Source organism: Pseudomonas fragi (assembly GCF_900105835.1).
Lineage (GTDB): Bacteria > Pseudomonadota > Gammaproteobacteria > Pseudomonadales > Pseudomonadaceae > Aquipseudomonas > Aquipseudomonas fragi.
Genome location: NZ_LT629783.1, coordinates 1025536 through 1051724, shown reverse-complemented (window position 1 = coordinate 1051724; position 26189 = coordinate 1025536). Strand labels below are relative to the sequence as shown.

19 protein-coding genes and 1 tRNA gene are annotated in these 26189 nt (G+C 61.5%); 17 read left to right on the top strand and 3 right to left on the bottom strand.

Annotation, left to right across the window (positions count from 1 at the left end; genetic code table 11):
* The first annotated feature begins 101 nt into the window (after nucleotides 1-101).
* From BLU25_RS04495 to BLU25_RS04465, 7 genes are all read left to right on the top strand, one after another.
* A complete protein-coding gene (locus tag BLU25_RS04495; protein WP_016781192.1) occupies nucleotides 102-1640 on the top strand; it encodes an MFS transporter in 1539 nt (512 codons plus the stop codon).
* Entirely contained in the window at nucleotides 1637-2701 is a 1065-nt protein-coding gene (locus tag BLU25_RS04490) for an HlyD family secretion protein (RefSeq protein WP_016781191.1), read from the top strand. Before BLU25_RS04495 ends, BLU25_RS04490 begins: the two co-directional genes overlap by 4 nt.
* Nucleotides 2698-4128: an efflux transporter outer membrane subunit gene (locus tag BLU25_RS04485; protein ID WP_016781190.1), complete on the top strand. Its 1431-nt coding sequence runs from the start codon at nucleotides 2698-2700 to the stop codon at nucleotides 4126-4128. Before BLU25_RS04490 ends, BLU25_RS04485 begins: the two co-directional genes overlap by 4 nt.
* Nucleotides 4129-4322: 194 nt before the next feature.
* Complete coding sequence (locus BLU25_RS04480; protein WP_016781189.1) at nucleotides 4323-5642, top strand: MFS transporter; 1320 nt, start codon at nucleotides 4323-4325, stop codon at nucleotides 5640-5642.
* 86 nt (nucleotides 5643-5728) lie between these two features.
* Nucleotides 5729-6223 (top strand): sigma-70 family RNA polymerase sigma factor, encoded by a 495-nt coding sequence (locus tag BLU25_RS04475; protein ID WP_029611450.1) that lies wholly within the window; start codon nucleotides 5729-5731, stop codon nucleotides 6221-6223.
* 23 nt (nucleotides 6224-6246) lie between these two features.
* On the top strand, nucleotides 6247-7224 hold the full coding sequence (locus tag BLU25_RS04470) for a FecR family protein (RefSeq protein ID WP_016781187.1): 978 nt from the start codon (nucleotides 6247-6249) through the stop codon (nucleotides 7222-7224).
* Nucleotides 7225-7380: 156 nt separating this feature from the next.
* Entirely contained in the window at nucleotides 7381-9795 is a 2415-nt protein-coding gene (locus BLU25_RS04465) for a TonB-dependent receptor (RefSeq protein ID WP_016781186.1), read from the top strand.
* A gap of 120 nt (nucleotides 9796-9915) precedes the next feature.
* Here the strand turns inward: BLU25_RS04465 and BLU25_RS04460 are convergent, their stop codons facing one another.
* Nucleotides 9916-11067, bottom strand: coding sequence for an MFS transporter (locus BLU25_RS04460; RefSeq protein ID WP_083369538.1), 1152 nt, complete (start codon nucleotides 11065-11067; stop codon nucleotides 9916-9918).
* A gap of 147 nt (nucleotides 11068-11214) precedes the next feature.
* Here BLU25_RS04460 and BLU25_RS04455 point away from each other — a divergent pair, with 147 nt between their 5' ends.
* Entirely contained in the window at nucleotides 11215-11637 is a 423-nt protein-coding gene (locus tag BLU25_RS04455) for a RidA family protein (protein WP_016781185.1), read from the top strand.
* 167 nt (nucleotides 11638-11804) lie between these two features.
* Here BLU25_RS04455 and uvrB read toward each other — a convergent pair whose 3' ends face one another.
* The gene (gene uvrB, locus BLU25_RS04450; RefSeq protein WP_016781184.1) at nucleotides 11805-13820 is read right to left on the bottom strand and encodes an excinuclease ABC subunit UvrB; all 2016 of its coding nucleotides are present in this window, start codon (nucleotides 13818-13820) and stop codon (nucleotides 11805-11807) included.
* A gap of 290 nt (nucleotides 13821-14110) precedes the next feature.
* Here uvrB and BLU25_RS04445 point away from each other — a divergent pair, with 290 nt between their 5' ends.
* The 9 genes from BLU25_RS04445 to BLU25_RS04405 all read left to right on the top strand — a co-directional run bounded on the left by BLU25_RS04445 (nucleotide 14111) and on the right by BLU25_RS04405 (nucleotide 25675).
* Nucleotides 14111-15307: an amino acid aminotransferase gene (locus BLU25_RS04445; protein WP_016781183.1), complete on the top strand. Its 1197-nt coding sequence runs from the start codon at nucleotides 14111-14113 to the stop codon at nucleotides 15305-15307.
* A 64-nt stretch (nucleotides 15308-15371) separates the two neighbouring features.
* Nucleotides 15372-15447: transfer RNA gene (locus tag BLU25_RS04440), tRNA-Asn, on the top strand.
* 298 nt (nucleotides 15448-15745) lie between these two features.
* Nucleotides 15746-16456 carry an HpcH/HpaI aldolase family protein gene (locus BLU25_RS04435; RefSeq protein WP_085984372.1) on the top strand — a complete coding sequence of 237 codons (711 nt, stop codon included), beginning with the start codon at nucleotides 15746-15748 and terminating at the stop codon, nucleotides 16454-16456.
* An 18-nt stretch (nucleotides 16457-16474) separates the two neighbouring features.
* Nucleotides 16475-18559 (top strand): TonB-dependent receptor family protein, encoded by a 2085-nt coding sequence (locus BLU25_RS04430; RefSeq protein WP_016781181.1) that lies wholly within the window; start codon nucleotides 16475-16477, stop codon nucleotides 18557-18559.
* 73 nt (nucleotides 18560-18632) lie between these two features.
* The gene (locus BLU25_RS04425; protein WP_083369537.1) at nucleotides 18633-19832 is read left to right on the top strand and encodes an ATP-grasp domain-containing protein; all 1200 of its coding nucleotides are present in this window, start codon (nucleotides 18633-18635) and stop codon (nucleotides 19830-19832) included.
* On the top strand, nucleotides 19829-21610 hold the full coding sequence (locus BLU25_RS04420) for an IucA/IucC family protein (RefSeq protein ID WP_016781179.1): 1782 nt from the start codon (nucleotides 19829-19831) through the stop codon (nucleotides 21608-21610). Before BLU25_RS04425 ends, BLU25_RS04420 begins: the two co-directional genes overlap by 4 nt.
* On the top strand, nucleotides 21595-22737 hold the full coding sequence (locus BLU25_RS04415) for an MFS transporter (RefSeq protein WP_083369536.1): 1143 nt from the start codon (nucleotides 21595-21597) through the stop codon (nucleotides 22735-22737). The genes BLU25_RS04420 and BLU25_RS04415 overlap by 16 nt, the downstream gene beginning before the upstream one ends.
* A complete protein-coding gene (locus tag BLU25_RS04410) occupies nucleotides 22734-24494 on the top strand; it encodes an IucA/IucC family protein (RefSeq protein ID WP_016781177.1) in 1761 nt (586 codons plus the stop codon). The genes BLU25_RS04415 and BLU25_RS04410 overlap by 4 nt, the downstream gene beginning before the upstream one ends.
* Entirely contained in the window at nucleotides 24491-25675 is a 1185-nt protein-coding gene (locus tag BLU25_RS04405; RefSeq protein ID WP_016781176.1) for a type III PLP-dependent enzyme, read from the top strand. The genes BLU25_RS04410 and BLU25_RS04405 overlap by 4 nt, the downstream gene beginning before the upstream one ends.
* Nucleotides 25676-25725: 50 nt before the next feature.
* Here BLU25_RS04405 and BLU25_RS04400 read toward each other — a convergent pair whose 3' ends face one another.
* Nucleotides 25726-26103 carry a hypothetical protein gene (locus BLU25_RS04400; protein WP_016781175.1) on the bottom strand — a complete coding sequence of 126 codons (378 nt, stop codon included), beginning with the start codon at nucleotides 26101-26103 and terminating at the stop codon, nucleotides 25726-25728.
* Nucleotides 26104-26189 lie beyond the last annotated feature (86 nt).

Genomic DNA, 26189 nt, shown 5'->3' with positions numbered 1-26189 from the left:
TATGCCGGCTGATTAAACTTTCTGTCATCTATCAAGACGACGGAGTCAGCCATGTATTGGCGGTTTGATCACGGGCGCAGTCTGGCGCCTGGAGCTGTGCTGTGACGGCGCTGGTTGCAGGTGCCGTGGCACCCATTCCGGCCCCGGCCGGCAGTGCGGCTTTTGGGCTGCGGATTTTTACCGGTCTGCTGGGCGTTTTACTGGCCGTGCTGGTGTCGGGGTTCAACGAAAATGTGACCAAGGTGGCCATGCCTGATATCCGTGGGGCCATGGGTATCGGTTATGACGAAAGCACCTGGTTGCTGGCGGTGTATTCGGCCACGTCCATCAGTGCCATGGCCTTTGCGCCGTGGTGTGCAGCCACCTTTTCCCTGCGCCGTTTTACCCTGTGTGCCATCGGCGCCTTTTTACTGCTGGGCATCCTTTGCCCATTGGCCCCCAATGTCGATGTGCTGATGCTGCTGCGCACCTTGCAAGGCTTTGCCGGTGGGGCCTTGCCGCCGATGCTGATGTCAGTGGCGTTGCGCTTCCTGCCGCCGGGCATTCGCCTGTACGGCCTGGGCAGTTATGCGCTGACCGCGACGTTCGGCCCCAGCTTCGGTACACCGCTGTCCGCCTGGTGGGTGGAGTACGCCGGGTGGCAATGGGCTTTCTGGCAAATTATCCCCCTGGGATTGTTGTCGATGGCGTGCGTGGCCTGGGGCTTGCCGCAAGACCCGTTGCGCCTGGAGCGGTTCAAACAGTTCGACTGGCGTGGCCTGCTGCTGGGCTTGCCGGGGCTGATCATGCTGGTGCTGGCGCTGGAATTGGGACAACGCCTGAACTGGTTTGAGTCGTCGATGATCCGTTTTTTCATCGTCGCGGGCAGCACCCTGATGGTGCTGTTCTTCATTAATGAATGGTCGCACCCGCTGCCGTTTTTCAAGCTGCAATTACTGAAAATCCGCAATCTGAGCCACGCTTTGCTGACGCTGGGCGGGGTGCTGTTTGTGCTGTTGGCGGTGATCAAGATCCCTTCCAGCTATCTGGCTCAGATACAGGGCTATCGGCCCCTGGAAACCGCGCCGGTGATGCTGATGGTGGCCTTGCCGCAATTGATTGCGCTGCCGCTGGTGGTTGCGGTGTGCAACCTGCGCTGGGTCGATTGCCGCTGGGTGCTGGCCATAGGGCTGGGGCTGCTGGCGCTGGCGTGTGGCATCGGCTCGCAGGTCACGTCGCAGTGGAGCCGTGAGAACTTTTACGGGCTGCAGGCGATACAGATCATCGCCCAGCCCATGGCCGTGATTCCTTTGCTGATGCTCGCCACCGGAGGCCTGAACCCGGCAGACGGGCCGTTTGCCTCGGCCTGGTTCAATACCGTTAAAGGCTTTTCGGCGGTGGCAGCCAGCAGTGTGCTGGGGGTGCTGACCCTCAACCGCGAGCACTACCACTCAACCATGTTGCTCGACCGCCTGGGCAACTCGCCGCTGGTCAGCACGGGTACCGACCTGGCGCACCGGGTTCACCAGCAAGCCGTGGTGCTGACCAGTTCCGATCTTTATCTGTACATGGCCGTCCTGGCGCTTTTCCTGATTGTGTTAATCCCTTTTGGCCCCACGCGGATCTACGCGCCGGGCACACCTGTTGGAGTTGTGAAATGAGTACAACAAGCGGGCGCAAGCCCTGGGTCCTGGCCGCAGCCGTCGCGCTGGCAGTTATCGTGCTGTACGCGCTGTGGCGGCTGGTCTTTGTCACGGGTACCGTGCAGAGCACTAATGATGCTTTTGTCAGCGCCGATTTCACCCTGATTGCGCCCAAAGTGGCGGGGTTTATCGACGAGGTGCTGGTGCAGGATAACCAGCCGGTCAAGGCCGGGCAGTTGCTGGCCCGGATCGACCCGCAGGACTACTGCGCAGCGGTGCAGGCCGCGCAAGCCAGTGTGGCGACGGCGCAGGCGCAACGGGTCAATGCCCTGGCGATGCTGGAACGCCAACGCTCGCTGATCGAACAGGCCAAGGCCACGGTGGATGCGGATGTGGCCCAGGTGGAATTTGCCAGCCATGAACTGCAGCGCTATGAGCACCTGGCGGGGCAGGGTGCAGGTACGCTGCAGAACTCCCAGCAGGCGAAAAACCGCTCGCTGACCGCTCGTGCCGAGTTGGCACAGCACAAGGCCGCCCTGGAAGCCGCCCGCCAGCAAACCCGCGTATTGGCCGCCCAGGCCACGGCCGCGCAAGCATCGGTGGAGTATGCCGAGGCCTTGCTGGCACGGGCCGGGCTGGACTTGTCGCATACGCAACTGCTGGCGCCGTTTGACGGTGTGGTGGGGCGGCGCAGCGTACGCCTGGGGGCTTACGTCAAACCCGGCGACACCGTGATGGCGGTGGTACCGCTGGCCGACGCCTATGTGGTGGCCAACTTTCTCGAGCATCAACTCACCCACATGCAGGCAGGGCAGCGCGTGACGATCAAGGTCGACAGCTTTCCGGGCCAGACCCTGCAAGGCACCGTGGACAGCATTGCCCCGGCCACGGGGGTGACGTTCGCGGCGATTGCCCCGGATAACGCCACCGGCAACTTCACCAAAGTGGCCCAGCGCATTGCGGTGAAAGTCACGCTGGATCACGGGCAGCTACTGGCCAGCCAATTGCGCCTGGGGATGTCGGTGGATGCCTCCATCGACACGGGCATGGCGCACGCTCAGCAGGTCAGCACACGATGAAAAAACATGCAGTGGCCTGGGCTGTGGCCTGTTACAGCGTACTGAGCCTGAGTGGTTGCGTGGTCGGCCCGGACTTCAAGGCGCCCGTGCCCAAGTTGCCTGCGGGCTGGGCGTCGGTGCCCACTGAGCCGGGGCACAATCGCGCAGTAGATACAGCTGTGGACCTGCATTGGTGGGACCGTTTCGGTGATCGGCAATTGTCTGCCCTGGTGCGCGAGGCGCAGCAGCGCAACTTTGATGTACAACTGGCGGCCAGCCGCCTGCAACAGAGCCTGGCGATCCGCCGTCAGATCAATGCCGACACCTTGCCCGAGGTGGATGCAGCGGCAGCCTACAGTCGTAGCCGCAACAGCCAGAAGGGTTTGAGTGACCCTTCCGGGAACAGTGGCAGGCAGGCCTTCAACCTGTGGAGTGGCGGCCTGGGGTTCAGTTGGGAGGCTGACCTGTGGGGCCGGGTGAAGCGTTCGGTGGAAGCGGCGGATGCCTCCGTGCAGGTGGCCGCACAGGATCGCAATGCGGTGCAACTGTTGGTGATCGTGCAGACCGCGCAGCACTATATCCAGTTGCGCGGCACTCAGCAGGCACTGGCGGTGGTCGAGCAAAACCTGCAGATCGCCCGGCGCAGCCTGGAACTGACCCGGTTGCAGCTGCGGGAGGGCGTGGCCACGGATTTACAGGTGTCTGAAGCTGCGGCCCAAGTGGCCGAGATCGAAGCGCGCCAGGCACCCTTGCAGCAACGCAGCGCACAGTTGATCAATGCCCTGAGCTTGCTGCTGGCCCGCGAACCACGGGCCTTGCAGGCGCAATTGAGCGCAGCGGCCGACGTGCCTGCCTACGGCGCGGATGTGCCGGTCGGCCTGCCCAGCGAGCTGGCGCAACGGCGCCCCGACATTCGTCGTGCCGAGGCCCGCTTGCATGCAGCCACTGCGGCGATCGGCATGGCCGAGGCGGATTTCTATCCGCGGATCACCCTGTCGGGCAGTCTCGGTTTTCAAGCCCTGCAGCTGTCGGATCTGGGCAGTTGGGGGTCGCGCAATTTTGCCTTCGGCCCGGGCCTGAGCGTGCCGGTGTTCGAGGGCGGACGTTTGCAGGGGGCCTTGCAGTTGCAGGAAGGGCGCCAGCAGGAGGCGGGTATTGCCTACCAGCAAACCGTATTGCGCGCCTGGCATGAGGTGGACGATACGCTGGTGGCGTATCAGGCCAGCCAGCGTCGGCGCGACAGCCTCAAGCAGGCAGTGGTGCATAGCCAGCGGGCACTGGACAGCGTTCACCAGCAATATGCCCAGGGCACGGTGGACTTTCTCAACGTGCTGACGGTGCAAAACGCGTTGCTGGCCAACGAAGCGGCGCTGGTGGACAGCACGGCGCAGGTCTCGCTGTCGCTGGTGGATGTGTTCGCGGCGCTGGGTGGGGGGTGGCAGGGCTAGTTGCTAGCAGATTCTGGTGGGAGCGGGCTTGCCCGCGATGATATCGGCGTAGTTACCCCGGCCAACCGCAGTGCCGTAATCGCAGGCAAGCCAGCTGCCACAGGTACTGAGTGATTGCCCACAGGTTTTGCTATGCTCGCGCCCTCGACCGCAAACGCCAATATAGGCGTGTCCCGTTCATATTGAGCCTATTTATGTCTGCCGATACTCAAGCCACAACGGTGCGCTTTACCCGTTCCGACTATAAAACCCTTGGCCTTGCTGCCCTGGGCGGAGCGTTGGAAATTTACGATTTCATCATTTTCGTATTCTTTGCCCTGACCCTCAGCCAGCTGTTTTTTCCGCCGGACATGCCCGAGTGGTTGCGCCTGTTGCAAAGCTTCGGGATTTTTGTGACTGGCTATCTGGCACGTCCACTGGGCGGGATCCTGATGGCTCACTTTGCCGATCACCTGGGGCGCAAGCGGGTGTTCAGCCTGAGCATCCTGATGATGGCGCTGCCCTGCCTGCTGATCGGGATCATGCCCACTTACGCCGACATCGGTTACTTCGCGCCGCTGATCCTGCTGGCCTTGCGCATCCTGCAGGGCGCAGCGGTCGGGGGCGAGGTGCCCAGTGCTTGGGTGTTCGTGGCCGAGCATGCACCGGCCGGGCGCAGAGGCTTTGCGCTGGGCTTTTTGCAGGCCGGGCTGACCTTCGGCTATTTGATAGGTGCCTTGACCGCAACGCTGCTGGCGCAACTGTTCACCCCGGCCGAGATCCTCGATTACGCCTGGCGCTTTCCGTTCCTGCTCGGCGGCGTGTTCGGCGTGATTGGCGTGTGGCTACGCCGCTGGCTGAGTGAAACACCGGTGTTTCTGGCCCTGCGTGAACGCAAGGAGGGCCGTGCCGAATTCCCCTTGCGCACCGTCCTGCGTGATCACCGGGCGTCCTTGCTGCCGGCCGCGTTGTTGACCTGTGTGCTCACCAGCGCCGTGGTGGTGTTTGTGGTCATCACCCCGACCGTGATGCAGCAACGCTTCGGCATGACCGCCAGCCATACCTTTGCGTTGAGCAGCCTGGGCATAGTGTTTTTGAATATCGGCTGTGTGCTGGCCGGGTTGATCGTTGATCGTATAGGCGTGTGGCGCAGTATTGCGCTATACAGTGTGCTGTTGCCGCTGGGTATCGGCCTGCTTTACGCCAGCCTGGTCGGGCAGTGGATTATGCCCGGCCTGGCCTATGCGTTCGCCGGCTTGACCTGCGGGATTGTCGGGGTGGTGCCGTCGGTGATGGTGGGCCTGTTTCCGGCGCCGATACGGGTTTCGGGAATTTCCTTCACCTACAATATCGCCTATGCGCTATGGGCCAGTACCACGCCGTTGCTGCTGATCGCCCTGATGCCGTGGAGCCCCTGGGTGTGCGTGGCGTTCTGCGCGATGATGGGGCTGGTCGGCTTGCTCACCGCCCGGCGCTACGGTTTGAGCGGCGCGACACAGGTCGAGCAGCGTCTATTGGCCAAGGCCGAAATGTAGCAGGTGGCAATCTTCGGTCATCACGGTGATTGCTGGCTCTAATAGGAAGCATTACTATTCGCGCCCCACCTGTGCAGTCCCGTGCGATGACTCAGAAAGTGCCCCGCAAAACGGGCTTCTTTGAACATTACGAAGAGTTGATCGGCACCTGGACCCGGCGCCTGCGCAATCGGCAGCAGGCGCAAGACCTGGCCCATGACACCTTTGTCCGCGTGCTCGAATCCAACCCGGATTCGGTCGAGCAGCCGCGGGCGTACTTGCACCAGACAGCACGCAATATCGCGGTAGACGGCTTTCGCCGCGAAGAGCTACGCGACGCCAAGGAGCTGGCAGCCGTTCCCCCAAGTTCGTCCGAAACCGGCGATCCGGAGCAGTATATGCGCGCTATCCAGTTGGCTGAGTCGGTCGAAAGGGCTTTGCAGGAACTGCCGCTCAATTGCCGCAAGGTGTTTGTCTGGCAGAAGATCGAAGGCCTGACCCAGGCCGAAATTGCCGAGCGCCTGGGGCTGTCCAGAAACATGGTGGAAAAGTATATGATCCGCACCCTGCGCCATCTGCGTGAACGCGTGGAGGCTCCGTGATGACATCGGTAAAGGATTGCAGGATGGATACACGAGACTGTACCTGTGGCAGTGCCAGTGTGCGTGACGCGGCTGCCACCTGGTTTACCCGGGTGCAAGCGCAAACCCTGAATGCTGGCGAGCAGGCCGAATTCCAGGCCTGGCGCACGCAACACGCCAGCCATGAGGCCGAATACCAGTGGCTGGCCAGTTTGTGGTCTGCCGCCGATCTGTTGCCCAAGGCCCGTTTGCAGGCGCTGTGTGAAGTGCCTGCACCGCGGCACAGCCGGCGTTCGTTTCTGGCCTACGGGCTGGCAGCCAGCCTTGTCGCGGTGGCGGCCGGGGCGGGCATATGGATGCAGCTGCAAGCCTCTGCCGGCTATCACGCAACATTTGCCACGGCGCTGGGTGAGCGTCGTACCGTGACATTGCCCGATGGTTCGGCCATTGAACTCAATGGCCGCAGCCTGATGCGCGTCAGCTACGAAGGGCAGCAGCGTATTGTCGAGCTGGAGCGCGGCGAGGGCATGTTCAACGTTGCCCATGATGCCGACCGGCCGTTTGTGGTGCAGGCCGGGGCCGGCCAGGTAACCGTCACGGGTACCCGCTTTGACGTGCTGCGCGAAGGCGACCAGGCCCGCGTTGCGGTGGAGTCGGGGCATGTGCGGGTGCAGGGGGCCAGCCCGGACGCAGTGGTCAACCTGACGGCCGGGCTGGGTACGGTAGTCGATGAGCGTGGCCGGGTGGCCGCCGCGCAGCCGGTCAACACCCGTGCGTTGACGGCGTGGCGCAAGGGCCAGTTGGTATTCGAAGACGCCAGCCTTGAAGACGTGGCGGCGCAAGTGTCGCGCTATCGCGACAAACCGTTACACGTCAGCACGCCGGCGGTGGCGCAAATGCGCCTGAGCAGCGTGTTCAAAACCAATGACACCGATGCCCTGCTCAAGGCGCTGCCGCAGATCTTGCCGGTCGCGATCATGACGCGGGCAGACGGCAGCCAGGAAATCATCGCGAAAAAATAATTGGCCACTGGATTCAGGTTTTTTTCGAGTTCTTCGTCTTCTTGAACAACTGCAACTGGTTTGCATTAACAGTCGCACTCAAGTGCGATCAACAGGGCAAGACTCGACGTGAAAAACAACAATCCTCGTGGGCGACTTTGCTCGCTTGAAACACCTTTGCGCACACCTTCCTGCCTGACTCGGGCACGCCTGCTGCCGCTGGCGTTGGCCCTGGCGGTCAGCGCCGCGATGCCGGCGGCCTTTGCTGGCGAAGCGGCGTCGAGCGCCATCCATATTCAGGCCCAACCCCTGGGCTCGGCCTTGAGCCAACTGGCACAGCAAACTTCGCTGCAGGTATTTTTCAGCCCGCAACTGGTAGCAGGCAAACAGGCCCCGGCCGTCGATGGCAATCTGTCGCCCGAGCAAGCCCTGGGCCGCCTGCTGCAAGGCAGTGGCCTGAGCTATGAGCTGAGTGGCGATGCCGTGACCCTGCGTGCCGCACCGGCGGTCAGTGCCGCCGCATCCGGCCCGCTGGAGCTGGGGCCGGTGGATGTCAAGGTGGTCGGTAACTGGCTGAGCGATGCCAACGATGCCGTGGTGCAAAACCACCCCGGCGCCCGCACGGTGATTCGCCGCGAGGCGATGGTCGAGCAGGGCACTATGAACGTCAGTGATGCCCTCAAGCGCATCCCGGGTGTGCAGGTGCAGGAATCCAACGGCACCGGCGGCAGCGATATTTCCTTGAACGTCGGCGTGCGTGGCCTGACTTCGCGCTTGTCGCCGCGCTCCACTGTATTGATTGACGGTATTCCCGCGGCATTCGCTCCTTACGGTCAGCCACAACTGTCGATGGCGCCGATTTCCTCGGGCAACCTGGACAGCATCGACGTGGTGCGCGGCGCCGGTTCGGTACGCTACGGGCCGCAAAACGTGGGCGGGGTGATCAACTTTGTGACCCGGGCCATTCCCGAGACCTTTCAGGGCGAAGTCGGCACCACCCTGGAGACTTCCGAGCGCGGCGGCTGGAAGCACATCGAATCGGCCTTCCTCGGCGGCACGGCAGACAACGGCATCGGCGCCGCACTGCTGTATTCCGGGGTCAAGGGCGATGGCTACAGGGCGCGCAACAACGACAACGATATCGATGACGTGTTGCTCAAGACCCATTGGGCACCCACCGATCAGGATGACTTCACCCTTAATTTCCACTATTACGACGCCACGGCAGACATGCCCGGCGGCCTGACCCAGAAGCAGTTCGACGCCGACCCGTACCAGTCGCTGCGCGACTACGACAACTTCACCGGACGGCGCAAGGATGTGTCTTTCAAGTACTTGCGGCAGATCGACGACCAGACCCAGTTTGAAGTCCTGACCTATTACACCGACAGCTTCCGTGGCAGCAATATTGCCGCGCGCAACCTGCAAACCCTGGCGTCCTACCCGCGCAGCTATCACACCTTTGGTATCGAACCGCGGGTGTCCCATGTGTTCAGCCTGGGCCCAGTGACCCAGGAAGTGGGTGTGGGCTATCGCTATCTCAAGGAAGCCATGCATGAAGAGGCCAGCCAGGTGTACCTGGTCAATAACGTGCCCGTACCGGGGCCCGGGGCTGACGGCCATGTGTATCAGGACCGCACTGGGGGCACCGAGGCCAACGCCTTCTATATCGATGACAAGATCGATGTGGGCAACTGGACGGTCACCCCGGGGATCCGCTTTGAGCGCATCAGCACCAACTGGCACGACCGCCCGGTGCTGGGCAACAACGGCAAGCCGGTGCAGGAGAAAAACCGCAGCATCGACAGCAGCGAAGCACTGCCGGCCCTGAGCGTGATGTATCACCTGTCGGATGCATGGAAGCTGTTTGCCAACTATGAAACTTCGTTCGGCAGCCTGCAGTACTTCCAGCTGGGCCAGGGGGGTGTAGGTGATGCCACGGCGGCAGGCTTGCGTCCTGAAAAGGCCAAGACTTACGAGCTGGGTACGCGCTACGACAATGGAGTGTGGGGCGGTGAAGTGACGCTGTTCTACATCGACTTTGCCGATGAGTTGCAATACGTGAGTAACGATGTGGGCTGGACCAACCTGGGCGCGACCAAGCACCAGGGCATCGAGACTTCGGTGCACTACGACATGTCGGCATTGGACGCGCGCCTGGACGGTCTGTCGGTCAATGCGGGCTTTACCTACACCAAGGCCACGTCCGAGGGAGACATAGCCAACTTCAAGGGCCGTGACCTGCCGCTGTATTCGCGCCAGGTAGTCAACCTGGGCGCGCGGTATGTGGTCAACCGCTGGACCTACAACCTGGACATGTTTGCCCAGTCCCAGCAACGCGCGCCGGGCACGGGCGGGGTGTACATCACTGATCCGACCCCGGACGGCCAGTACGGTGATATTCCCGGATATGCGACCTGGAGTACCCGGGTTGGCTACGACTTCGGCCCGCAAGCGTCGAACCTGAAAGTGGGAGCGGGGATCAAGAACCTGTTCAACCAGGAGTACTACACCCGCTCCAGCGACAACAACGCGGGGATTTACCTGGGCGAGCCGCGTACGTTCTTTGTGCAGGCAAGTGTGGGGTTCTAAACGCATCACACAGACTGTGGGAGCGGGCTTGCCCGCGATTCAGGCAGCGCGGTGTTTCAGTTTCACCGACGTGATCCTGTCGCGAGCAAGCCCGCTCCCACAGGGCCAGGGCAGCGTCCGTCAAACCCGCAAAATCCGCCCGCTGATGGCCACGGCCAGCAGCATGGCGGTGATCAGCAAAAAGGCACTGCTCAGGCTGCTGGCATGGGCAATAAAGCCGATGGCCGCAGGCCCTGCCAGAATCCCGGCATAACCCAGTGTGGTAATGGCCGGCACGGCGATGTGTTCCGGCATCACCGTCTGTTTGCCCACGGCGGTGTACAGAACGGGCACGATATTGGAGCAACCCACGCCCACCAGTGCATAGCCCAGCAGTGCCACTTCCCAGCTCGATGCCAAGGTTGCCAGGGCCATGCCCGCGGCGGCAAACAACCCGCCCAGGACAATCACCAGTCGCGCGCCCAGGCGCCTGACGATGGTGTCGCCCATCAACCGTCCTGCGGTCATGGTCAGGGCAAACGCGGCATAACCCAGCCCGGCATAGGCTTCGTCGATACTTTTCTCACTGGTCAGGAACACGGCGCTCCAGTCGAGCATCGCGCCTTCGGCCAGGAATACGGTAAAGCACAGCAAACCGATAAACAGCACCACGCCGTGGGGCACGGCAAACGCCGGGCCACTGCTTTCACTGCCATAGGGCAGCAGATGCGGAGCGGCCTTGAGCAGGGCTGCCAGGATCAACATGATCACCACCACTATTGCCCACAGCGGCGACAGCCCCAACGCCAGCAGGGCGCTGACACCGGCCGCACCGGCAATCCCGCCGACACTGAACAGCCCGTGAAAACCCGACATCATGTTGCGCCCGCTGGCGCGTTCAACGATCACGGCTTGCAGGTTGACGGTGGAATCGACGGCGCCCAGGCCCGCGCCAAACAAAAACAGTGTGGCGATTAACAAAGGTATGGCACTGACCGTTGCCAGCAGGGGCAAGGCGAGGCAGATCAACAGCGTGCCGCCCACCAGCACCCGGCGACAGCCATAGCGCGTGGCCAGGATACCGGCGACGGGCATCGCCAGGATCGAGCCCGCGCCCAGGCACAGCAACAACAGGCCCAGGGTGGCCTCGTCCAGTCCGGCCCGCGCTTTGGCGTAGGGCACCAGGGGCGCCCAGGCGGCGAGACCGAAACCTGCGATAAAAAACGCAATGCGGGTCGACATTTGTTCAAGACGCCCGGGCACAAGGGGCATTTGAGTGGTGATGGCAGTCATGGTCATCCTTGGAAAACGGGCTTTGGTGCGCTGCGGCGTAACATCCTTGCATATTTTCGGCATGGCTCGCGAGGGCGCTGGCGTACGGATTGGCGAGAGTGGTTGAATAGCGCGCTTGCTTATCCCGCTGCCACTGGTACGTATTTTATGGACAAGAACTCTGACTCCGCAGTGCTATTGCTCAACCCCGCAGGGCTGTATGACCCTGCGCCCAATGGTTACTCCCATGTTGCCCGTGTGGCAGCGAATGTGCGGCTGGTGTACACCGCCGGCCAGGGCGGCGAGAACGCCGACAGCGAGCTGTCCAGCGACTTTGCCGAGCAGGTCCGCCAGGCCTTTGCCAACCTGCAGATCGCCCTGGCAGCGGCGGATGCGCAGATCAAGGACGTGGCCAAGATCACCGTATTGATCGTTGATCACAGCCTGGAGCGTTTGCAGATTCTGGGCGCCGAGGTGAAGCGGGTATGGGGCGAGCTGCCGGCACCGGCCTGTACCTTGATTCCGGTGCCGCGCCTGGCGCTGGATGAGATGTTGTTTGAGGTCGAGGCGGTTGCGGCGGTAGCCGTCTGAGCAGTCCAGAACCTTTCGTAGCAGCTGCCGAAGGAACGAGGCTGCGTTCGGCGGCGAAGCCGTCGTAAATACTGAGACCCGAGTCTAACTGGCACACCGCACTGCCTGGATTGACGACGACTGCGTCGCCGAACGCAGCCTCGTTCCTTCGGCAGCTGCTACAGATATCAAACCTGCAACAAGCGCTCTCGCAGTTTGCCGATTTCGTCGCGCATCTGCGCCGCGGCCTCGAACTCCAGATCGCGGGCCAGGGCGTACATTTTTTCTTCCAGTTGGCGAATGCGTTTGCTGATCTCGCTTGGCGAGCGCAGTTCGTTTTCGTACCTGGCGTTTTCTTCCGCGGCCTTGGCCATGCCTTTGCGCTTCTTGCTGCGCGAGCCGGGCACCACTGCGCCTTCCATGATGTCGGCCACGTCCTTGAACACGCCTTTGGGCGTAATGCCGTTGGCCAGGTTGAAGGCGATCTGTTTTTCGCGACGGCGTTCGGTTTCTCCGATGGCACGTTCCATTGAGCCGGTGATGCGGTCAGCGTAGAGAATCGCCCGGCCATTGAGATTACGTGCCGCCCGGCCGATGGTCTGGATCAGCGAGCGCTCGGAGCGCAGGAAGCCTTCCTTGTCGGCGTCCAGGATCGCCACCAATGACACCTCGGGCATGTCCAGGCCTTCACGCAACAGGTTGATCCCCACCAGCACGTCAAACACGCCCAGGCGCAGGTCGCGGATGATTTCGACGCGCTCCACGGTGTCGATATCCGAGTGCAGGTAACGCACCCGAACGCCGTGGTCGGCCAGGTAGTCGGTGAGGTCTTCGGACATGCGCTTGGTCAGGGTGGTCACCAGCACGCGCTCTTCCAAAGCCACCCGTTTGGAAATCTCGGAGAGCAAGTCGTCGACCTGGGTCAGGGCCGGGCGCACCTCGATCTGCGGATCGATCAGACCGGTTGGGCGCACCACTTGCTCGATCACCCGGCCCGAGTGCTCGGCCTCGTAATTGCCGGGGGTGGCGGAGACAAAAATGGTCTGCGGGCTGATGCGCTCCCATTCGTCAAAACGCATCGGCCGGTTGTCCAGGGCCGAGGGCATGCGAAAGCCGTATTCCACCAGGGTCTCTTTGCGCGAGCGGTCGCCTTTGTACATGGCGCCCACCTGCGGCACGCTGACGTGGGACTCGTCGATGACCAGCAGGGCGTCGGCCGGCAGGTAGTCAAACAGGGTAGGCGGTGCGGCGCCGGGCTCACGCCCCGACAGATAGCGCGAGTAGTTTTCGATGCCGTTGCAGTAACCCAGCTCCATGATCATTTCCAGATCAAAGCGGGTGCGCTGTTCCAGGCGCTGGGCTTCGACCAGCTTGTTATTGGCACGCAGGTACTCGAGACGCTCCTTGAGTTCTTCCTTGATCCCTTCCACGGCGTCGAGCAGGGTTTCGCGTGGCGTTACATAGTGGCTCTTGGGGTAGAAGGTAAAACGCGGCATCTTGCGGATGACTTCGCCAGTCAACGGGTCAAAGGCGCTGATGCTTTCGACTTCGTCATCGAACAGCTCGATGCGTACCGCCTCCAGATCCGACTCGGCAGGGTAGATGTCGATCACATCACCGCGCACGCGGAAGGTGGCGCGGGCAAAATCCATGTCGTTGCGGGTGTATTGCAGGTCGGCCAGGCGGCGCAGTAACTCGCGCTGGTCAAGCTTGTCGCCGCGGTCGACGTGCAGCACCATTTTCAGATAGGTCTCGGGGCTGCCCAGGCCATAGATGCATGACACCGTGGTGACGATGATCGCGTCCTTGCGCTCCAGCAGGGCCTTGGTCGCGGACAGGCGCATCTGCTCGATATGGTCGTTGATCGAGGCGTCTTTCTCGATAAAGGTATCGGAGGAGGGCACATAGGCTTCGGGCTGGTAGTAGTCGTAGTACGAGACGAAATACTCCACCGCGTTGTTGGGGAAAAACGACTTGAACTCGCCGTACAACTGCGCGGCCAGGGTCTTGTTGGGTGCCAGCACCAGAGTGGGGCGGTTCACATGGGCGATCACGTTGGCGATGCTGAAGGTCTTGCCCGAGCCCGTAACCCCGAGCAGGGTCTGGTGCGACAGACCGGCTTCGATGCCTTCGATCATCTGGCGAATGGCTTCGGGTTGATCGCCCGCAGGCTCAAAGCGGGTAACAAGCTGGAAATCGGGCATGAAGGACCTCTGGTTTGCGTCTGTAAGGCCGCAGGAAAAAACAGGATACGGGTAAATATGGAGGCCCTGTCCTACTGTTTCAAGGTGAAGCTCTGATACGGGCCTATTGGCAAAGATTGCAATTAGACCAGTGGCCTGAAAATAAACTCAAATACTTGGCCAAAACCGGCAATAGCCTGTTGCCCGAATCCTGATCGGGCTTATACTTGCTCCCCGTTTGTGCACCGCTCTAGTGCAATCGGCTGGAGCGTTGTCACCCCCTCCATTCCCCATTCAGAGCCGCCGTAATAATGAGCCTGTTCTCCGCTGTCGAAATGGCACCACGCGATCCTATCCTGGGCCTCAACGAAGCATTCAACGCCGATACTCGTACCAGCAAAGTGAATCTGGGGGTCGGTGTTTACTGCAACGAAGAGGGACGAATTCCGCTCTTGCGTGCCGTTGTCGAAGCCGAAACGATCCGGGTTGCCCAGCATGCGTCGCGCGGCTACTTGCCGATCGACGGCATTGCTGCTTACGACCAAGCTGTACAGAAGCTGCTGTTCGGTGCCGAGTCGCCACTGCTGGCGGCTGGCCGGGTGATCACCACGCAAGCCGTTGGTGGCACGGGCGCGCTGAAAATCGGTGCGGACTTCCTCAAGCAACTGCAGCCGGGCGCTGTGGTGGCCATCAGCGATCCAAGCTGGGAAAACCACCGTGCTCTGTTCGAAACCGCCGGTTTCCCGGTGCAGAACTATCGCTACTATGATGCCGCCAGCCATGACGTGAACCGTGCCGGCATGCTCGAAGACCTCAACGCCTTGCCAGCCGGTTCGATCGTGGTGCTGCACGCCTGCTGCCATAACCCGACCGGCGTCGACCTGACCCCGGCCGACTGGCAGAACGTGCTGGACGTGGTCAAGGCCAAGGGCCTGATCCCGTTCCTGGACATGGCCTACCAGGGCTTTGGCGACGGTATCGACGAAGACGCTGCAGCCGTGCGCCTGTTTGCCGAATCGGGCCTGAGCTTCTTCGTTTCCAGTTCGTTCTCCAAGTCGTTCTCGCTGTACGGCGAGCGCGTTGGCGCACTGTCGATCATCACCGAATCCCGGGAGGAGAGCGCCCGCGTTCTGTCCCAGGTCAAGCGCGTGATCCGCACCAACTACTCCAACCCGCCGACCCACGGCGCAACCATCGCCGCTGCGGTGCTAAACAGCCCTGAGCTGCGTGCGATGTGGGAAGAAGAGCTGGCAGAAATGCGCCTGCGTATTCGTGGCATGCGTCTGCAGATGGTTGAACTGCTGTCGAAAAAGGCTCCGGGCCATGACTTCAGTTTTGTTGCCCGTCAGCGTGGCATGTTCTCGTACTCCGGCCTGACCGTTGAACAAGTGACGCGGCTGCGTACCGAGTTCGGCATCTACGCCCTAGATACCGGTCGAATCTGCGTGGCTTCTTTGAATCAGCGCAACATTGAAGCGGTAACCGACGCAATTGTTCAGGTCATCTGAACAATCCGGGAGAAGTCATCGAAAGTGTTGACTTCTCTTTTTATATCAGTAAGATAGATGCCATTCCGCGATAGCTCAGTTGGTAGAGCAAATGACTGTTAATCATTGGGTCCCTGGTTCGAGTCCAGGTCGTGGAGCCAGATAGAAAAAAGCCGCTAGCAATAGCGGCTTTTTTTTGCCTGAAATTTGGTAAATGCCTGCCGGATACCCCGCCTGAACCCCTCAGAAAATAATGGCTTTTAGCCATTTTCTTGCAACCTGAAACGTTTTTTTTAAGAAGTTCGTCACGAATATCGCTATTCGATAATAAAAATCGTTTACTCCTATCTGAGAATGATTATTATTGCCTGCAGTTCGGTCTAGCTCAAAGGATCTGTGTCAGTGATAAGAACTTCTCCGGTATTTTCCCGACTGCAAGCCGGGAAAAACGTTTACGGCATGCTCAACTCTCTCCCTTCACCGCTGCTCTGCGAGATGCTTGCATTTGCCGGCTATGACTTTGTAATCCTTGATCTAGAGCACTTGCTGCGTTCCGAAGACGACATCATGCATTGCGTGCGGGCCTGTGAGGCCGCCGGAATTTCGCCCTGGCTGCGCATGGCGCAAGTGGACGAGAAGCTGATTGGCAGGGCACTTGACGCGGGCATTGAAGCCATCGTGCTTTCGCGCACCGAGAGTGCAGGGCAGGTTCAGCGCGCCCTCGATGCAGCCTTTTTTCCGCCCCTGGGCAAGCGCGGCATCACTGGCGGGCGCATCACCGGCTTCGGTCGCCTGCCACTGCCCGACTACATCGAGCTGGCCAACCGCCAGATCCCCATCATCCCCATGATCGAAAGCCGCGCCGGCGTCGACGCGCTAAGCGAGATCCTGCAATTGCCGGGTGTCGGCATGATCATGGAAGGCGCCCTCGACCTGGCCCTTGATCTTGGCCTCGGCCCGGACCCGCTCAATCCTCAGGTCTGGCAAACCCTGCAAGACATGGCCGACGCCTGCCAGCGCGCCGAAGTAGCGTTTTGCGCCAACCCGCGCACGGCTGAACAGAATGCGCTGTGGCGCGCTCGTGGCGTTCGCAGCTTTCTGGCGGGTGAAGACCGCGGCCTGCTGCATAACGCCTTGAAAGCCCGCCTGCACTCTCTCCAACAGCAATAAATGAGTCGACGTAGTCCAATGAAAACAACAACACTGCACTTTTCACTGAGCCTCTTCACCCTGGGCATCTGCCACGCGGCCATGGCCGCGGATCAACCTGCGGGCAGCAGCGTGGAGCTGGCGCCCATGACGATTCAGGGCGACGTTCTTGGCGCGGCCAGCGACCAGGAAGTCCGTACCTATGCCGGCAGTCGCAGCGTGATCGATTCCAGCGACCTGAAAAAAGCCAGCGCCCGCGGTCTGGACGATGCGCTGCAGCGAGTGCCCGGGATCAAGATTTTTGACGAAACCGGCACCGGGGCCTTGCCGCAAATTTCCGTGCGCGGCCTGTATGAGAGCCGCAGCGGTCGCATCCAGGCCCTGTCCGATGGCATTCCCCTGGCCCTGGCGCCCTACGGTCAGACCGGGCTTTCGCTGTTTCCAATGACCATGGCCACGGTCGATCGTGTGGATATCGTGCGCGGGGGCGCAGCGGTGCAATACGGTCCGAACAACGTCGGCGGGGTGATCAACTTCATCAGCAAGCCGATCCCCCGCGAGTGGGAAACCACCCTGCAGGAAAAGACCACGTTCAACGTAGGCGGGCGCCAGTTGTGGGACACCTATATGGGCACCGGCGGCTACCTGACCGACAACTTCGGCCTGCAACTGGACATCAACACCCTGAGCGGCTCCTACGGTCGTGAGCACTCCGATACCGATGTGCAGAACTACCGTTTGCGCGGCCAGTGGAACATCGACGACGACCGCGACCTGAGCTTCGGTATCCAGCACTACAAGGCCGACATGGACCTGGCAGGTGCGCTCAGCGTCAAGGACTACAAGGACGACCCGCGCCAGTCGACCCGCCCGCTGGACCGCTTCGAGGGTGACACCGATCGCGTCTGGGGCACTTACACCCAGCGGCTGGGCGCAATCGGGCCATTTGACTCGGTGGAGTTCAGCTGGACCAACTTTGCCCACAACAGCTATCGCAACTTTGTGGTCGGCTTGCCGTTCACTCCGGACGGTACGGCGGTGACCAAGCAGGACGGCCCGCGTGACTTCAAGGTCTGGGGTACGGAGCCGCGCATCAGTGCCACCATTGATGGCGACACCGTCGGCCAGACCTGGCTGCTCGGTGCCCGGTATGTCAGCGAAGACATCAGTTACAAGGTCAACCGCGAGAGCCTGGCCACCGGCGTCACTGCACCGTTTCGCGACTGGAAGTTCGATGACAGCGCTCGCGCCTTTTATATCAGCAACGCCATCAGCCTGTTCGATCGCCGCCTGACCATCACCCTGGGCGCGCGCTATGAGAATGCGCGCATGAATTACAGCGACGGCATTACCGGCTTCGAGCGCGAGAACAAGTCTGAAGAGTGGTTGCCGGGCCTGACCGTGGGTTACCAGGCCAGCGAGGCCTGGTATGTCTACGCCAACGCCCAGAAGTCCCTGCGTCCGCCCCAGGTCACGCAGATCGTCAAGGAAGGCGCCGTGGGTGCCGAACTGGCGTGGAACTACGAGACCGGCGTGCGATATACCCCGTGGGACGGCATGCGTGTCGACTTCAACCTGTACCGCATCGACTTCGACGACCAGATTGCATACAACGCGACCACCGACCGTTTCGACAACCTGGGCAGCACCCGTCACCAGGGCTTCGAAACCGATATTTTCTGGACGCCGCAGGCCATGCGTGACCTGGACTTGCATGCCGGCTATGCCTACCTCGACGCCAAACAGCGCAACGGCACCTACAAAGGCAACGAGGTGCCGTATTCCTCGCGCAACCAGTTCCTGGTGGATGCCCGCTACCGTTTTGCCGAGCACTGGACCTACAACCTTGATGGCCTGTACATCAGCAAGGCCTACACCGATGCGGCCAATACCCGCGAAGAAAATGCCTCGGCCAGCGTGGGCGAGCTGCCTGCCTACTGGGTGTGGAATACCGCCATCGAACGTGAATTCCCGCTGGCCGACAAGAGCGTCCTGACCGCCTCGGCGGGCATCAGCAACCTGTTTAACCGCGAATACTACTTCCGCGGGATCGACACCAGCCCGTGGGGTCGTCAAGCCGCGCCTGAGCGTTCGCTCACCCTAGGCGTCAACTACCGCTTCTAAACCGCGCACACGCGCCCCTTAACCAGTTGCCCGAGCCTGCGGGACGGGCAACTGTTGCCCCCAGGAAAGTGCCATGCAACGTCCATTCGTCATCCTTGCTCACGTCGCACACCCAGCCATTCTCGAGGGCTTTTTGCCTGCCGCACACAAGCGCGGCCTGCCAGTCGTGGTGATTACCGACCATGCTCAGGAACATCGGCGCCTGCTCGCCACGTCGCCGATTTCGCCTGACCAGCTCCAGGTTATCGAATGTGATGTGTTCAACCCGCTGGCGGTGATCGAGAGCCTCAATGCCCAGGGGTTACGCCCGGTGGCGGTGTTCTCCAACAGCGATCATCTGCAAACCGCGACGGCGATAGTGGCAGAAGCCTTCGAGTGCCCGGGCAAAGACTGGCGGCTGTGTTATGCCGCGAAAAACAAGGCAGCCATGCGTGAGCGCATGCAGCGTCTGGGGTTGCCCGGGCCGTGGTTCCAGGTGCTTGGCGCGAACACCGAACTGCCTGACGATGCGCCGTGGCCGGTAGTGGCCAAGCCGCGGGAAGGGGTGGCCAGCCTGGACGTGCGCCTGTGCCATAACGCCGCCGAGCTGAGGGCTTACTGCGAGCAGTTCTGGCAGCAACAACCGGACCGCGCGCTCTTGCTCGAAGCCTATATGGCTGGCCCATTGTTTACCCTCGAGACCCTGGGCGACGGGCGCAACCTGCAAGCCATCGGCGGCTTCGACGTGAGCCTGTCGGCCCCACCGCACTTCGTGGAACTGGCTGCACGCTGGAACGGCCAGCTCAGCTGCGTGCAGCGGGCTGCCGCGCTGGCACAGGTCGCTGCGTTTGGCGTCAATTTCGGCGTTTGTCACAGCGAGTTCATTCTCACGGCCCAAGGCCCGATGCTGGTGGAGATCAACTACCGCAGCATTGGCGATGGCCGCGAGTTCCTGCTCGATCGCCTGCTGCCACAGGGCTGGTTCGACCGTATCGTCGCCCTGCATCTGGGCCACAGCCTGATCGCAGCGCAGCCGGCGCAAGCCCAGGCCACGGTGCATTACCTGGTGGCTGAGCGCCCGGGGCGCCTGGATCAGGCCAGCGCCAGTTTCAATGTCGAGTCCGAGAGCCACTGGTGTGATTATCGCGCGTTGCAGCATGCCGGCGACACCGTCACCATCAGCCACTCCAACAAGGACTATGTTGGCGTACTGCGGTTGATCGCCGCGGATGACGTGAGCCTCGATGCCCACCTGAACTCGACCCTCAACGACTTGAAGTGGGTGGTGGCATGAGCCTGCAAGCAGACGCCGCCGATCAGGCATTCATTACCCGTCGCATCATTGATTGCTGCCTGCGTGAAGACATTCGCGGGGTGGTCAGCCAGGGGCTGATTGCGCACTTGCCCGAAGAACTGACCCATTATCTGCCAGCGCAGCCGGGCAACCACTGGCTGAGGATTGCCCACTTGGGCACTGACGAGCTGTGGCTGCCGGTGGTGCGGGCGTATCCGTTGCAGGACTGGAGCGTGACTGGCGATGCCTGGATCCGGGTAGCGCCCCAGCAGCTGCCGCAGGTCCAGCGTGGCTACCCGCTGTGGCTGGGCCAACTGAGCCAGGGGCTGGATGAAGAAAGCCTCGGGTTGTTCGCGGCATATCGGCAAGAGGCCGATTGCGCCACGCAACATCGGACCCTGTGCAAACAGGCCTATCAGCGCAATGCCGCCGCACTCGGCGATATCATCGGGCTCGAGCACTGGTCGCAGCGCCTGTTGAAGATTGACCAGCTGGCCAGTTATCTGGACCACCCGTTCTACCCGACCGCGCGGGCCAAAAGCGGCTTCGATGACGCGGCCCTTGAAGGCTATGCGCCGGAGTTCGCGCCGCGTTTCGAACTCAACTGGCTGGCTATCCCCAAGCAGGCCTTGACCCTCACCAGTGCGCAGCCGCCGCACTGGCCGGGCTTTGAGGAGGTTGGCTTGCCCGCGACTTTGCACACCAGCCACTCACTGCTGCCGGTACATCCGTTGACCTGGGCTGTGCTTGAGCAGTATGGCCTGCCTGAAGGCGCGCTCAAGGCGCCACGCACCGCCATGCAGGTCGAACCGACGTTGTCCGTGCGCACGCTGGTGTGCATTGATCACCCCCAGTGGCATATCAAGTTGCCATTGCTGGTCACCACCCTGGGGGCACGCAATCTGCGTTTGATCAAGCCGAGCACCCTGTATGACGGCCACTGGTTTCAGACCACGCTGCTGGCCTTGGCCGAGCGTGATCCAGCGCTGGCATCGCGGTATCTGCACGTTGATGAAAAGCACGGTGGCCATGCTGCCCAGAGCCGCCATCTGGCCTATATCGTGCGTCGTTACCCGGCAGGCCTGGACCACACCACGCTGGTACCGGTGGCTGCGCTGGCCAGCCCGCTGGCTGATGGCCGGCTGTTCCTCGAGCAATTGGTCGAGCGCTTCTACGCAGGCTTCTTGCAGCATTGGCTGGATGATTATCTCGACCTGCTGTTGCAGGTTCATCTGCGGCTCTGGCTGCAATACGGCATCGCGCTGGAGGCCAACCAGCAGAACGCGGTCTTGATCTACGAGCAGGATCAGCCCGTGCGCCTGCTGATGAAGGACAACGATGCCGCTCGCCTGTGGCCGCAGCGCTTTGTCACGGCGTGCCCGGACCTCAGCGAATGGCCCGACGCCTTGCAGGATGAACGCATTCGCGTCGACAGCAGCCAGCCGCTGGCGGAAATGTTCTGCACCATCACCTTGCAACTGAACATGGTCGCCATTGTAGAGGCCATTGCGCAGGCGGGCCTGGACACGCGAGCCCGCCTGTATGGCACGCTGCGTCAGCGCCTGACGGCATGTCTGGGGCAACTCGAAGCCGAAGGCATCAACGTTGACGACGCACGCCGCTGGCTGCTCGACAGCCCCAGGCTGCCGGTCAAATACCTGCTCAGTGCCGGCAGCCTGTTCAGCAAGGCGCACTCGGGGGCCAGTGACATCAACAAGTTCTATGGCTACAGCGCGGCGAATTTCCTGCTGGAGGAGGTGGCATGCAGCGCCGTCTGATTGCCAGCGTACTGCTGGGGCATTACTTGTCGGCCTTTACTGCCCTGGGCATTCCCCTGTACCTGCCGCGGATCCTCGCCGATCTGGCCCCTGATACCCCGGGCTGGGCCATCGGCGTGCTGTTTGTCTTGCCGACGCTGTGCACAGCCCTGGCCGCACCGCTCTGGGGGCGCTGGGCCGATCGCAACGGTTGCCGTATTTCGTTGTTGCGTGCCCATGCAGGGTTGTTCGCGGGTTTTCTGCTGGCGGGCTTCAGTCCCAATCTGGGGGTGTTTGTGTTGGCGTTGATCATCCAGGGCACTTTCGGCGGGGCGATGGCGGCGTCCAATGCCTACCTGTCGACCCAGTTCAAGGGCGGGGATCTGTCCCGGGCCTTGAACTGGACGCAGTATTCGGCACGCCTGGCGATGATCAGCGGCCCGATCCTGTTGGGGCTACTGACCTCGCAAGGCTTGGGCATAAACCTTTACAGCTGGCTGGCCTGGCTGCCGTTGCTGGCCTTCGTGCTGGTGCTGCCGTTGCCCAATGACACGCCCAGGCATGCCCTGGACCGCAAGAAGGCCGAGGCCTTGAGCGAACTTCCGGCGGACATGACGCGGCTGCTGGCGGTGCAGTTTTTATTCAGTTTCGCCATGGTCGTGACATTTCCCTATTTCATGCCCTTCGGCGAGCAGTTGGGGATTGGCAGCGACACCTTGATCGGTGTGCTCTACAGCCTGCCCCATGTGGTGTACCTGTTGGCCTTGCCCTGGGTCCACAAGCACCCGGGCAACCTGCTGTTGCCAGGGCTGGCGCTGTTGGCCGTCAGTAATGCACTGCAATTCTGGAGCGTGCAGGCCGAGCCGTTGTTTGCCCTGCGCCTGCTCAGTGGGGCGGGCATGCTGCTCAGCTTTGTCGGCCTGCATCGCTGCCTGAGCCAGCGCAGCCGCCAGGGCAGTGCAGGGCGCCTGTTCGGCTGGTTCGACTCCAGTGGCAAATGGGCCGGCACGGCTGCCGGTGTCACGGCCGCCGTGGTCAGTCAGGCCTGCGGCATCGCATCGCCCTTTCTTGTTGCGTGCCTGGCGGCGCTGGCTGCCTTGGTAATCGCACGCCCTCTATTGATGACTTCCCGGGAGATTCCGGCATGACGATCACCCTTAATACTGTATCCCTGAACGACCATGCCCTGGATGGAGAGGCCCAGCGCCATGCCATCGAGTGCCTGCTCAATTGTTATTTGCGTGAATATGCCCTGCCACGCAACGAAGCCAACCTGGACTATCAGGCACAGGACTTGCCGATGAGCCTGCGCCAGGCCAACGGCCGTTGCATCAGCCTGCGTCTGCCGGGTGGCCGACTGGTGGTGCGCATCGACCGCGCCAGCCTGCTGGGACGCTGCCATTACATCGGCGCACCTTACTTCAAGGGCAACCAGCAAAGTTGGCGCCCCCTGGACGCCGAGGAGCTGGCCAGCCTGTTGTGTACGCCGCTCAGCGGTGTCGAGCGAGTTGGCGAGATGTTGCAACAAGTCGCCAACAGCCTGCACATTACCCGAACCTTTCTGCGCCATGCCCGTCCGGCCAATGAGGTCACTGACAGCTTGCTGGCGTCCGAGCAACATCAATTGTGGGGCCATGCCCTGCATCCGACGCCAAAAAGCCGCGAGGGCATTTCCCATGACGATTTGCTGGCCTGTTCGCCGGAGGTCGGGGCGCGCTTTCAATTGCACTGGTTCAAGGTTGATCCGCTGCTGATCCGTCATCAGGGCGAGAATCCGCGCAGCACCCTGCATCAGCTCTCGGGGCGCGACGACGCTTATCCGTGCCACCCCTGGGAAGTCGCTCGCATACTGGCCGACCCGCTGGTGCAGCGTGCGCAGCAACAGGGCCTGATCGAGTACCTCGGGGTACTGGGGCTGGCCATGTACCCGACCTCGTCCGTGCGTACGCTTTACCACCCGCAACTGGCCTATTTCATGAAGTTCTCGATGCATGTGCGGTTGACCAACTGCGTGCGTAAAAACGCCTGGTATGAGTTGGACAGCGCCGTAGCCTTGACCCGTCTGCTTGGGCCGATCATGGACGAACTGGCAACCCGGCAACCGGATTTTGTATTGATGCCCGAACCTGCCGCTACCAGCCTGGACCTCAGTGCCCTTGGTTCCCTGGAGGAGGCCCGCGAAGTCACCGAGTGTTTCGGCATCGTGTACCGGGCAAACCTGAGCGTGGCTGACCGCGAGCGCTATCAGCCGCAAGTGGCGATGGCACTGTTTACCTGGGATCAACAGGATCGCAGCGTCTGCCGCCAGCAGGTTCAGCGATACGCTGACCGGGCCGGCTTGAGCATCGAACAGGCCACGTTGAACTGGCTGGATGCCTATGCCGCTCGGATGCTGGGCGGCGTGCTGTATTGCCTGTTCCGCCAGGGCATAGCGCTGGAGCCGCATTTGCAGAACACGGTGATCGGTTTCACCGAAGACGGCCTGCCTTGCCGGGTGTGGATTCGCGATCTGGAAGGGACCAAGCTGGTCCCGGAAATCTGGCCTGCCGAACGCCTGAGCGCGCTGGATGAGCGCACCCGGACCTCGGTCTACTACAGCGCGCAAAAGGCCTGGCAGCGGGTGGGTTACTGCGCTCTGGTAAACAATCTGGGAGAAGCGATTTTTCATCTGGCCAATGGCAGCGACACCCTGGAGCAGCAGCTCTGGGGTCGAATTGCTGAACTGTTACAGGCCCAATCCCTGCAGCTCGGCCAGCCACAGCCACTGCTTGACCTGTGCGCCGGGGCAGCGTTTCCCAGCAAGGAAAACTTTATGACCCGCTTGATGATGCGTGCCGACCGAGAGGCCGGTTACACCTTGCTGCCCAGCCCGCTGGCAGTCATTGAAAAGAGCGAATGCGCATGAAGCTTCCTGTAGCGGTCCGTCAACGTATCGAGCAGCTCAAGGCCGGGCACGAGGCGCCACTGTGCGCCTACATTTACGACCTGCCAGCCCTTGAGCAGCATGTAAAAGCGATGCGTCAGGCAATGCCCGAAAATTGCGAACTGTTCTACGCTGCCAAGGCCAATCCTGAAGCTCGGGTGCTGAAAACCCTGGCACCTTGGGTGGATGGATTTGAAGCTGCCTCGGGCGGTGAACTGACCTGGTTGCACGAGCAGTGTCCTGACCAGCCGCTGATCTTTGGTGGCCCTGGCAAGCTCGATCATGAACTGGATATTGCCCTGCAGTACCAGGTTTCGGCGTTTCATGTCGAGAGTGTCACCGAACTGCGCAGCCTGGCTCGCATCGCTGGCAAGCGGGGCGTACAGGCGCCGGTGATGCTGCGCCTGAATCTGAAGCTGGCCCGGGCACCTCAGAGCCGTTTGGTCATGGGCGGTAAACCCACACCGTTCGGCCTGGATGAAGAGGGGCTGGCCAGCGCCCTGCAAGTGTTGCGCGAAGAGCCGTCGCTGGAACTCAAGGGGCTGCATTTCCATCTGCTTTCCCATCAGTTGGATGTGGAGGCGCACCTGGAGTTGATTCGCAGCTATTTGCTGACCTTCCGCCAACTGTGTCGCGACCACGGCTTGCAACTGCCCCTGCTGAACGTCGGTGGCGGCATGGGGATCAACTATCAGGACGCAGCGCAGTCGTTCGACTGGCCGAGGTTTTGCCTGGGCCTCAAGGGGTTGCTCGATGAGTACCCCATGGGCGCTACCCGTATCCGCTTTGAAATCGGCCGTTTTATCAGCGCTGCGTGCGGCTACTACGTCATGCAGGTGCTGGATATCAAAAGCAGCCACGGCGAGCTTTTCGCCATTGGCCGTGGCGGTACTCACCATTTTCGTACCCCGGCAGCCCAGGGCCATGACCATCCGTTCACGGTAGTGCGGGGCAATCAACCCGCACAGGTCAGCGATCAGCGCGTCACCCTGGTAGGCCAGCTCTGTACGCCGAAAGACGTGCTTGCAAGGCAGCAACCGGTCGCGCAACTGGCGATTGGTGACCTGCTGGTATTCACCCTGGCGGGGGCCTATGCCTGGAACATCTCGCATCAGAATTTCCTGATGCATGAACCGCCGTTGAAGGCTTTTATCGAGGGTTGATTGCACGCAGCTGGCAGCCCAATGGCTGCCAGTTGTAAAAGCCAAGAGGGCTATTGGCTCAGAAGGACCTCGCTCAGGAACTCATAGCCCATTTTGATTGCGGGCACGCTGATGCAAACAAAAAGAATGCCAAACTGCCACTGAACAATCTTGTTGTGGGCTTCCAGTGTCGAGATTGAGGTACGCAGTTCTACGCCTTGTTCCCTTATGGACGAGCGAAGCTCGGCACTTTGCTCCCTGATCAGGGCACGCAGCTCAGCGCCCAGCTCTGAAAGGGAGGTTTTGAGGTGTTTTTCTGTTTGTGCGAGATCTGATTTGGATGCTAGCTTTTCCACATCACTCTCCCAGGCATCAATGACTGCCTTGGCTTTGTTTGAGGGCATGCTGATTGATGTCAGCGCGTCATACAGGGTGATCGACTGTTTCATTTCGCCTCCTGCGATTGGCAACTGCTGCAAGGCCCCTGCCTGCCGGCGGGGCGGGTCCAGGCCAAATAATCTACTCAACCCGCCAA